7 protein-coding genes are annotated in these 10,536 nt (G+C 72.7%); 2 read left to right on the plus strand and 5 right to left on the minus strand.

What is annotated here, in order from left to right; all coding sequences use genetic code 11:
- Nucleotides 1-173 precede the first annotated feature (173 nt).
- The 5 genes from AB0M26_RS27145 to AB0M26_RS27165 all read right to left on the minus strand — a co-directional run bounded on the left by AB0M26_RS27145 (nucleotide 174) and on the right by AB0M26_RS27165 (nucleotide 5,971).
- Complete coding sequence (locus AB0M26_RS27145; RefSeq protein WP_365264932.1) at nucleotides 174-1,373, minus strand: HD domain-containing protein; 1,200 nt, start codon at nucleotides 1,371-1,373, stop codon at nucleotides 174-176.
- Nucleotides 1,374-2,125: 752 nt separating this feature from the next.
- Nucleotides 2,126-3,691: an HD-GYP domain-containing protein gene (locus AB0M26_RS27150; protein WP_365264903.1), complete on the minus strand. Its 1,566-nt coding sequence runs from the start codon at nucleotides 3,689-3,691 to the stop codon at nucleotides 2,126-2,128.
- 295 nt (nucleotides 3,692-3,986) lie between these two features.
- Complete coding sequence (gene rsrA, locus AB0M26_RS27155) at nucleotides 3,987-4,346, minus strand: mycothiol system anti-sigma-R factor (protein ID WP_365264905.1); 360 nt, start codon at nucleotides 4,344-4,346, stop codon at nucleotides 3,987-3,989.
- Nucleotides 4,343-5,011: a sigma-70 family RNA polymerase sigma factor gene (locus AB0M26_RS27160; protein WP_365264934.1), complete on the minus strand. Its 669-nt coding sequence runs from the start codon at nucleotides 5,009-5,011 to the stop codon at nucleotides 4,343-4,345. Before AB0M26_RS27160 ends, rsrA begins: the two co-directional genes overlap by 4 nt.
- 321 nt (nucleotides 5,012-5,332) lie before the next feature.
- Nucleotides 5,333-5,971: an alpha/beta family hydrolase gene (locus AB0M26_RS27165; RefSeq protein ID WP_365264936.1), complete on the minus strand. Its 639-nt coding sequence runs from the start codon at nucleotides 5,969-5,971 to the stop codon at nucleotides 5,333-5,335.
- Nucleotides 5,972-6,294: 323 nt separating this feature from the next.
- Here AB0M26_RS27165 and AB0M26_RS27170 point away from each other — a divergent pair, with 323 nt between their 5' ends.
- Nucleotides 6,295-6,921: a GntR family transcriptional regulator gene (locus tag AB0M26_RS27170; protein WP_365264907.1), complete on the plus strand. Its 627-nt coding sequence runs from the start codon at nucleotides 6,295-6,297 to the stop codon at nucleotides 6,919-6,921.
- A gap of 589 nt (nucleotides 6,922-7,510) precedes the next feature.
- The gene (gene aceE, locus AB0M26_RS27175) at nucleotides 7,511-10,198 is read left to right on the plus strand and encodes a pyruvate dehydrogenase (acetyl-transferring), homodimeric type (protein ID WP_365264909.1); all 2,688 of its coding nucleotides are present in this window, start codon (nucleotides 7,511-7,513) and stop codon (nucleotides 10,196-10,198) included.
- Nucleotides 10,199-10,536: the final 338 nt, after the last annotated feature.

The raw sequence follows: 10,536 nt of genomic DNA on the forward strand, positions 1-10,536 counted from the left end.
GGATCCGGACGCTCACCACTGCTCATTGCCACCCGGGTGAACTCCGAATCCCCTCTTCTCCGCATCCAACCATGCCCGTCTCCGCGCGCGCTCATTACCCACGGGTTCTGCGGCTCCAGGGACGGCTGTTGCCCTTCGGTTGCCCATCGCCCGCCCCGGTCACGCTTCGCTCGCTACGAGGGTGGGCCACCGCCCCGCGCGAGGACCCGGGCCAGCGCCTCGACGACCCGTGGTTCATAGTCGCGCGCCGTGGAGAGCCGGAGCCGTTCGAGGGCGCTCAGCGGGCCGCCGAGGCACCCGCCGCCGCCCGCGAGGTCGTCGAAGGCGTTGACGGTGCGGACGATGCGGGCCGTCAGGGGCTGCTCCCGGTAGGGATCCGCCTGGCGCTCGACGACCACCGCGACCTCGGCCGGAACCCCGGTCTGCCGGACGACCGCCCCGCCGAGCAGGGCGATACGGCGCTGGTCCTCGGGCGGCAACGGCTCGGTGGCCCCGGCCGGGACGGGGTCGACGAGGGAGAGCTGCCCGATGTCGTGCATCAGCGCCGCGTTCTCGAGCACGGTCAGGTCCGGCTCGGACAGGCCCAGCTCACGGCCGACCGCCCGGCTGAGGGCGGCGACCCGGCGGGCGTGCCCCGCGGGGGTGTAGCCCGCGATCTCGGTGGCGCGGGCGAGCGAGGCGATGGTCTGGCGGTAGGTGCTGCGCACAGCGGCGTAGCGGCGGAACGAGAACTGCGTGAGCAGCAACGGCAGACAGAAGACCGGCAGCGCCCACAGCCCGGCGACGGCCACGGCGAGCGCGATCACCACTCCGGTCGCGCAGATCGCGGAGCCGATGCCGATCAGCGCCCGGAGTTCGTCCCGCAGGAAGGGCGCGAACGGCCAGCCGGTGCGGGCCCGCGCAAGGGCCGCGCACAGGACGGCGTCGCACAGTGAGGTGAGGGCGAGGAGGAGGACGAGCAGCACGGCGTAGTACGGGCCTTGGCCGGGCCACTCGTCCAACGACCCCGAGTTGTAAAGGGGTTGGAAGCAGGTGGCGGCGAACGTGACGGTGAGGATGCGGCGTGCGAGGTGATCGAGGGCCCGGGCTCCGCCGAAGGCGACGTGCGGTGCCGTACCTGCCAGCGCGGCCGCTCCGACGACGGTGACGACCTGTGGCACGCCGTGCGTCGACGGCATCCCGGCGATCTCGCCGAGCAGCGCGTAGGCGAGGGCACCGGCGGCACCGAGCGGGGCGGCCTCGCGCCCGTCGGGGCCCCAGCGGACGAGTTCGCCGACGGTGATGAAGACACCGAAGGCGAGTGCGGCGCCCGGCTCGTGGATCCCGTGCCAGAGCGTCCAGGCGAATCCGGCGCCGCCGACCACCGCCCCCAGGGTCCGTACGGCGAGGACGGCCCAGGGCACGGCGGCGGACGGCGCACCCGAGCAGCCGTACCGGCCCTCGGGCGCGGACCCGGGCTGCCCGGCGTGGCCCGTGTGCGCGAGGTGCGGGGCGTGCGCCGCCCGCTCGGGGTGCAAGGGGTCCCCGGGGTGCTCCGCCCGTTCGGCGTGCCAGGGGTCCCCGGGGTCCGTCGTCCGTTCGGTGTGCCAGGGGTCCCCGGTGTGCGCCGTCCGTTCGGCGTGCGGGGCCTCCGGGCGGCCGTTGCGCGGGGCCGCCTCGTGCGGCGGTGCGGACTCACCGCTGTCCGTGCGATCGACTCCGGCGGGGTCCCCCACCCGGCCGCCGCAGGACGGGGGCACGGGACCGGCGGGCACGGGAATCCCGCCCGGGAACCCACCGGGCCGCCCCTGCCCGTCCGCTCCCGCGGCGCTCTCCGGCTGCGGCACGGCGCTCCCGGGCTCCGGCGCCACGACGCCCGGGCCCGTTGCAGGGTTGACGGACTCCGGTGCGGGGAGTTCGAGGGCCGCTGCCGGAACACCGGACCCCGGCGCCGGAACGTCAGGATCCGGTGCCGGAACACCGAACTCCGGTGGGGCGCCGTCGCATCCCCGTGCCCCGCCGTCCGGCTTCCGGGCAGCCCGGCCCTCGGGTCCGGCCTCCTGCGATCCGGGGACCGGGAGGGGATCAGGAGAGCGGGACGAGCCGGCCCGCCCGCCCGACGACCGTTTCGGGGAGGGTCTGCCCTTCACCCGGCACCTCCTCGGTCCGCCGAGCCGGAAGCGGTCCGCCCGGGCGAGGCCATCGGACGCGGGCGCCGCGGCGCCCCGGAGGCCGGACCGGAGCCCGAGCCCGAGGCCGATGCCGATGCCGATGCCGAGTACGACGGCTCGGACGGTTCCGCGGCCGTCGGCGGTCCCGCGGTCCCCGCCGGCTCGGCGTTCCCGGGCCGCTCGGCTCTCTCGGTACGGGCCGTCTCCCGGCCCGGTGCGGGGACGTTTCCGCACGGATCCTTGGCGGGTGGCGCGTCCGCCGTGACCGCGGGGTGCCAGCCGTGGATGTCGATCGCGCGGGCCAGCGCCCGCACCATACGCGGGTCGAACTGCGCACCGGCGCACCGGCGCAGTTCCTCGACCGCCGCCGGCACCGGCCGCCCGCGCCGGTACGAGCGGGTCGAGGTCATCGCGTCGAAGGCGTCGGCGACCGCGACGACCCGGGCGCACTCGGGGATCCGCGCGCCGGAGAGCCCGTACGGATACCCACGCCCGTCCAGCCGTTCGTGGTGGTGGAGGATCGCGGCGCGCGCCTCCCCCAGGAAACCGATGCCGCGCACCATCTCGTGTCCGTACTCGGGGTGCAGTTCGATGACCCGCCGTTCCTCGGGAGTGAGCGGGCCGTCCTTGCGCAGCAGCCTTGTGGGGACGCCGAGTTTGCCGACGTCGTGCAGGATGCCGGCGAAGCGCAGCGTCTCGATCCGGTCGTCGTCCATGCCGAGTTCGCGGGCGATCATCACCGACGCACGCCCCACCCGCTCGCTGTGGCCGCGCGTGTAGCGGTCCTTGATGTCGACGGCCTGGACCAGGGCCCGAATGGTCGCCTGATGGGCGGCGCGCTCGCGGTGGTACTGCCCGAAGACCCAGCAGGAGATGTACATCGGGAGGAGCACCAGCAACGCGGCCACCGGTCCGTACGGGCTGCGCCACAGCACCGCCATCATCAGTCCGGCCAGTCCGTGCACCAGATGCGGGGCGAGCGAACCGAGCACGGGGACGCGCCATGCGGTGCGGGGCGGACAGCGCTCGGCGAAGATCAGGATCCCGCCGTCGAGTGCGGCGAGGACCAGGCAGAAGGCGACAGCGCCGGCGGCGGCGGGCAGCAGGGCGTACGGAAAGTCCGCGGCCGACACGGCGTCCGGCGCACCGCCGGAGGATGCCACGACGTTGAAGGTGAGCGCCGCGGCGTACGAGGCGAGCGGGAACTGCGCCGCGTGCCACACCCTCCGCAGCCGGACCGGGTGCTGCTCCACGCGGCCGACCAGCGCCCCGGGCACGGCCACGAGGGCGGCTGCCGCCGGTGGCAGCAAATAGGCCCCGGCCAGCAGGACCGGCACGAAGGATCCCATGCCCGTGGGCGCCCGGTGGCCCATGAACGGGCAGCGGGTCAGCTGCTCACTGGCCGCGTAGAGCAGAGCGAGCAGGGCGACGGCGCTCCAGGGCGTCCCGGCGCCGGGACGTATTGCGGGTCCGGCGCAGGCCGCGGCGGCGAGCACGGCGCACAGTATGTACGCGCGAGCCCCCGGCGGCACAGCTCGCATGACAGGTCCTCCCCCTGCTCGCCGCGCGCCGGTTCTCCTGTCGGCGCACGCGTCAGGAAGGGGAGAATAGGCCCGCATCCGGGCCGGGGAAGGGTCATCCGCGTATTAGGCCTTCCGAGGCGTTCGTATTCGCACCTTCGGGTGACACCAAGACGATGAAACGCCCGGACAGAATTCGCCTCGACCGGTCACGGCCGGCCATGTCCGAGGGGTGAACGGTGGCTCGGAAACTGCTCTGGCGGCTGGTCCGTCACCGGCCGCGCCCGTGGCCACCCGGCCGTCGCGGACGTCGGGTTCAGGCCGAATCGGCGGTACGAGCGGACCTGGAGGCCGCCTCCGCGCCCTTCGCCTGCTGCTCGGCCACCGCCTGCTCCATCACGGACTGCTCCGGTACGGCCTCGCCGGCCCGGATGAGTTCGATCCGGCCCATCACCTTGGAACGCAGATCGGCGGGCACGTCGTCGTGACCGCAGCAGCGCTTCACGAGCTTCTTCACGGCCTGCTCCAGGCCGTACTTCTCCAGGCACGGCGAGCACTCGTCGAAGTGCTCCTTGAACTTCGCGCTGTCGACCTCGGGCATCTCACGGTCGAGGAACTCGTAGAGGTGGTCGAGGACCTCTGAGCAGTCCGTCTCGTGCGGATCTCCGCAGCTCATGATCCCGCGCCTTTCCGATCGCTCGACTCGGTCGACGCAGCGCCCGCACCCGCGGGGACGAGCCCGCGCTCACGGGCGTAGTCCTCCAGCAGACCACGCAGTTGGCGGCGACCACGGTGCAGCCGCGACATCACTGTGCCGATGGGTGTAGCCATGATGTCCGCGATCTCCTTGTACGCAAAGCCTTCGACATCCGCCAGGTAGACCGCGATACGGAACTCCTCGGGAATCGCCTGCAGCGCCGCCTTGACGTCCGAGTCGGGCAGGTGGTCGAGCGCCTGCGACTCGGCGGAGCGCAACCCGGTCGACATGTGCGACTCGGCGCGCGCCAGCTGCCAGTCCTCGATGTCCTCGGCGGCACTGCGCTGCGGCTCGCGCTGCTTCTTCCGGTAGGAGTTGATGAAGGTGTTGGTGAGGATCCGGTAGAGCCACGCCTTCAGGTTGGTGCCCTCACGGAACTGGTGGAACGATCCGTACGCCTTGGCGTACGTCTCCTGCACCAGATCCTCGGCGTCCGCCGGATTGCGCGTCATGCGCAGCGCGGCGGAGTACATCTGGTCGAGGAAGCCCAGGGCATCCCGCTCGAAGCGCGCGTTGCGCTCGACGGCCGTCTCAGCGGACCGCCCGTCGTCGGTCCCTTCCTCGGTGCCGGTGACCGGACCCACCTCCTCCAACGCCTGGGCGGACCCGAAAGGTGATCCGCTCGAATCGGAGGATAGACGACGATCCACTCCGCCCGCCGCTCCATGCATGGCGGGCTGCGCCACCGCCATCTGCGACCACACGACGTCGGAGGCCTGCGGACGGGGCGGGCATTGGATCGAACCCATGCGGGAGACTCCCTCTGCTGGTGCCATGCGTTACGGACACCCCGCACAACGCGGCTCCCGCACAACACATTCCCGGCGGCCGGAGTGATCTGCCTCAACCCGGGGCGATCTTCCGCAACCCTCGGTCGGGGTCCGCTAACCCTCGGTCGGGGTCCGCTAACCGTCGGTCGGGGTCCGCTCCAGCCACTCGGTGACGGCGTCGACGATCAGGGCGAGCGCCTCCTCCTGACCGAGATCCGCCGCCTTGGGGACGGCGAAGCCGTGGTCGCCGTGCGGCACCTCGACGATCCGGGTGCCGGCCGGGAACTCGTCGGGGTGCCCGAAGGGGTCCCGTCCGCCCTGAACGACGAGGGTGGGCAGCCCGGTTCCGGTCAGCTCGTCGACGCGCGACTTCTCCGGGCGGCCCGGCGGGTGCAGCGGGAAGGACAGGGCGAGCACGGCGTGGGCACCGAGGGCACGTGCCGTACGGCATGCGACCCGGGCACCCGCGCTGCGGCCGCCCGCAACGACCGGAAGCCCCGGCTTCTCCAGTGCGGGCCACAGGGCGGTCCAGGCCGCGTCGAGGGTCTTCGGCGCGGGTGCGACCTTCTTGCCGGCGACCCGCCAGGGCTGCTCGACGAGCGCGACCGTGACACCGCGCATGGGCAGGACCCCAGCCAGGGCCTGGAGATCGCGTGCCTCGATGCCGCCGCCCGCGCCGTGGCTCACGGCCAGCACACGCCGCGCCTCCTTGGCGCCGCGGCACCAGGTGATCCGCGCGTCGCCCGTCGGCGTGGGAACAACTTCGGTCTCGATCACCCCACCATCCTGCACCGCCGGGCGCGTGCGCGCCGCCTTGCGCTCCGGCCGTGTCCCGCGCGCCACTCCGCAACGTGTCCTGCTCCTCCGCGGTCCGTAGCCGTGCTCCCACCTGTGTTTCCGCTGCGCCCTGTCTGGGGCCCGTCCGTGCCCTGCCTGCGTCACATCCGTGCCCTGCCTGCGTCACATCCGTGTCGCCGTCCATATCCCGGCCTGTGTTCCTCGTCACGGAGGCGATCCGCGAGCCGACGGGGGCGACCGGTGCCGGGCCCGGCCGTATTGTCGAGGGCGCCCGCCAACTCCCGAGGAGCAGCTCCCCCATGGCCCCACCCGTCGTCCATTCCCTCCGCGCGCAGATCCGCGAGCACATCGTGTCCGGGATCATCAGCGGGCGGTGGAAGCCGGGCGAGCGGATCGTGGAGCGGCGGATCGCGGTCGAATTGGAGGTCAGCCAGGCGCCCGTACGTGAGGCGCTGCGCGAGCTGGAGGCGCTGCGGCTGATCGAGTCGACGCCGAACAAGGGCGTACGGGTACGGAGCCTGGCCGTTGCCGACCTCGAGGAGATCTACCCGGTGCGGGCCGGGCTGGAGCAGATCGCGGCCGAGCTGGCCGCGCCCCGGCTCGGCGAGGACGTCTCCGTCCTGGAGCCCGAGGTCGCCGCACTCCAACTGGCGGACCGCGCGGGCGACGCCGAGGCACAGGTGCGGCACACGGTCGCCTTCCACCGCGAGCTGGTCCGGGCCTCGGGGAACAGCGTGCTGCTGCACACCTGGGAGTCCCTGGGCATCGAGGTGTGGACAGCGCTCTCGATCCGCTGGCTGGGCACGCGCCAGCAGTCGTACGCGGAGGAGCACGAGGCCGTCGTCGAGGCGTTCCGGCGCAAGGACCCGCGAGTGGGCGAACTGGTCAAGGAGCATGTGCTCTCGTGCGCGCCGCGCGCCGGCTGAGCCGTGCGCGAGGGTGCCGGCTGAGCCGTGCGTGAGCGTGCCGGGCCCGACTCCTGCCGAGGACCCGCGCCGCGCGCCTGTGCACCGCCGACCGCTGGGCTCTGCTGAGCCGTGCGTGAGCGTGCGGCTGAGCCGTGCGAGCGTGCCGGGCCCGACTCCTGCCGAGGACCCGCGCCGCGCGCCTGTGCACCGCCGACCGCTGAGCTCTGCTGAGCCGTGCGTGAGCGTGCGGCTGAGCCGTGCGAGCGTGCCGTGCCCGACTCCTGCCGAGCGCCCGCTGAGCAGCACCCGTCCCGTACGCCCTCCTGCCCCGTAGGCCTTGGGTGCCGGGCGGCCTGACCGTCCCGTGCCCCCTCCCGCACCCCTCATGGTGCACCGAGTGCCGGATTCCGTGGCACGGAATGCCACCTTCGCGCCTCGGAGAAGTTTTCCGTCGCCAGCACTTTGATCGATCATCGATCAGATCTACATTGCTCCTCGGGCCCACCGGCCTCGCCCTGCCCACCCCGGCAGGTCCCGTGTCTCACCGTCCCGCCTCCCCGCTCCCCCGCGGCCGGAGACGGGACCAGTCAGTCGAAGGCGGCCACCCATGACCGACGTCGTGCGCAACCAGCCGAGCGGGCTCGACCAGCTCCCCGACCGCGACCCCGAGGAGACCGCCGAATGGGCGGCCTCGCTCGACGCCGTCACCCGTGCCGCCGGACCGCATCGCGCCGCGTATCTGATGCGCCGCACGCTCGAGCACGCCGAGGGCAGCGCTCTCGCCCTGCCGCGGCTGCTGGAGACCGACTACGTCAATACCGTTCCGACCGCCGCCGAACCGGCGCTTCCCGGCGATGAGGACATGGAGCGCCGGATCACCGCGTGGAACCGCTGGAACGCGGCCGCGATGGTGACCCGCGGCAGCCGCTACGGGCTCGGCGGCCACATCGCCACCTACGCCTCCGCGGCCTGGCTCTACGAGACCGGCTTCAACCACTTCTTCCACGGCAAGGAGGGCGGGGGCTCGGGCGACCAGCTCTTCATCCAGGGCCACGCCTCCCCCGGCATCTATGCCCGCGCCTTTCTCGACGGCCGTCTGACCGAGGAACACCTCGATCGGTTCCGGCAGGAGGCGGGCGGCGGCGGCCTCCCCTCGTACCCGCACCCGCGGCGGCTGCCGTGGCTCTGGGAGTTCCCGACCGTCTCCATGGGGCTCGGGCCGCTCGCCGCCATCCACCAGGCGCGTTTCAACCGCTATCTGCAGCACCGCGGGATCAAGGACACCTCGGCCTCGCACGTGTGGGCGTTCCTCGGCGACGGCGAGATGGACGAGCCGGAGTCGACCGCCGCCCTCGCCCTCGCGGGACGCGAGGGCCTGGACAACCTCACGTTCGTCATCAACTGCAATCTGCAGCGGCTCGACGGGCCCGTCCGGGCCAACTTCAAAATCGTGCAGGAACTGGAGGCGCAGTTCCGCGCCGCCGGATGGAATGTCGTCAAGTCCCTCTGGGGCACGGAGTGGGACGCGCTGTTCGCGCTCGACACCCGGGGCGCGCTCGTTCGGCGGCTGCGCGAGGTCCCCGACGGGCAGTTCCAGACGTACGCCACCCGCGACGCCGCCTACATCCGCGAGCACTTCTTCGGCAGCGATCCGGCGCTCGCCGAGGTGGCGAAGGTGCTCACCGACGCGCAGATCGCCGCCTGCTTCCACACCTCGCGCGCGGGCCACGAGCCACGCAAGGTGTACGCGGCCTACCGCGCGGCCCTCGAGGCCACGGGCGCGCCGACCGTGATCCTCGCCCAGACGGTGAAGGGCTTCACGCTCGGTCCCGGCTTCGAGTCGCGCAACGCCAACCACCAGATGAAGAAGCTGACGGGCGTGGAGTTCCGCGCGATGCGCGATCTCCTCGAACTCCCCATCCCCGACAGCGCCCTGGGCGAGGACCTGGTGCCGTACGCCCACCCCGGCCCCGGCTCCCCCGAGGTGCGCTACCTCAAGGAGCGGCAGGCGGCACTCGGCGGGCCGGCCCCGGCGCGACGGGTGCACCCGGTGGCCCTGCCCGAGCCGTCGGCCAGGCCTTTCGAGGCCCTGGCCAAGGGATCGGGCAGCCAGGAGATCGCCACGACCATGGCCTTCGTCCGCCTGGTCAAGGACCTGATGCGGGAGAAGGAGACCGGTCGGCGCTGGGTGCCCGTCGTCCCCGACGAGGCCCGCACCTTCGGCATGGAGTCGCTGTTCCCCACCGCCGGGATCTACTCCCCGCTCGGCCAGACCTACGAGCCGGTCGACCGCGATCAGCTTCTCTACTACAAGGAAGCCCAGAACGGTCAGATCCTCAACGAAGGGATCACGGAAGCCGGTTCGATGGCCGACTTCACCGCGGCCGCCACCTCGTACGCCACGCACGGCGAGCCGATGATCCCGTTCTACATCTTCTACTCGATGTTCGGATGGCAGCGGACAGCCGATCAGATGTGGGCGCTCGCCGACCAGTTGGGGCGTGGATTCCTCATCGGCGCGACCGCCGGACGCACAACCATGACCGGCGAGGGCCTTCAGCACGCCGACGGGCACTCGCACCTGATCGCCTCCACCAACCCGGCGGCGCTCGCCTACGACCCCGCGTTCGCCTACGAGGTCGGCGTGATCGTCCGCGAGGGCCTGCGCCGGATGTACGGGCCGGAGGCGGAGGACGTCTTCTACTACCTCACCCTCTACAACGAGACGAAGGTCCAGCCGCTCATGCCGCAGGGCGCGGGCATCGAGGACGGCATCCTCAAGGGTCTCTACCGGTATCAGGAGGCCTCGGTGCTGGAGGGGGCGCCGGAGTCCGACGCCCCACATCTGCAGCTCCTGGCCTCCGGAACCGCCATCCACTGGGCGCTGGACGCCCAGCGCCTGCTCGCCGACGAGTGGGGTGTGGCCGCCGACGTCTGGTCGGCGACCTCCTGGAGCGAGCTGCGCCGTGACGCCCTGTCCTGTGACGCGGCGCAGCTCACGGGGGAGGACCGGGTCCCGTACGTCACCCGTGCCCTGGCAGGCGCACCGGGCCCGGTCCTCGCCGTCAGCGACTGGATGCGCGCGGTCCCGGACCAGATCAGCCAGTGGGTACCGCAGGACTGGAACTCGCTGGGCACGGACGGCTTCGGTCTCTCCGACACCCGTGAGGCCGCCCGCCGTCACTTCGGCGTTGACCCGGAGTCGGTCGTCGTCGCGGCGCTCGCGGCGCTGGCGCGGCGAGGCGAGGTCAAGCAGGAGGCGGTGCGCGAGGCCCGCGAGCGGTACGGGCTCTGAACCCGGCGGGGGGCCCGGCCGGTCACACCCCGGCCGGCCCCCACCGCCGTCACGGGCGCGGGGGGACGCCTGAACGTCCCGGAGGCCGGGGACGCAACGTCACCGACGCAGAGGACACCCCGCCGTCACCCCCGCAGGGGACGGAACGTCACCAGCGCCGGGGACAGTCCACCGTCACCCCCGCCGGGGACGCAACGTCACCGACGCAGAGGACACCCCGCCGTCACCCCCGCAGGGGACGCAACGTCACCAGCGCCGGGGACAGTCCACCGTCACCCCCGCCGGGGACGCAACGTCACCGACGCAGAGGACACCCCGCCGTCACCCCCGCAGGGGAC

The sequence above is a fragment of the Streptomyces sp. NPDC051776 genome (assembly GCF_040681345.1).
GTDB lineage: Bacteria > Actinomycetota > Actinomycetes > Streptomycetales > Streptomycetaceae > Streptomyces.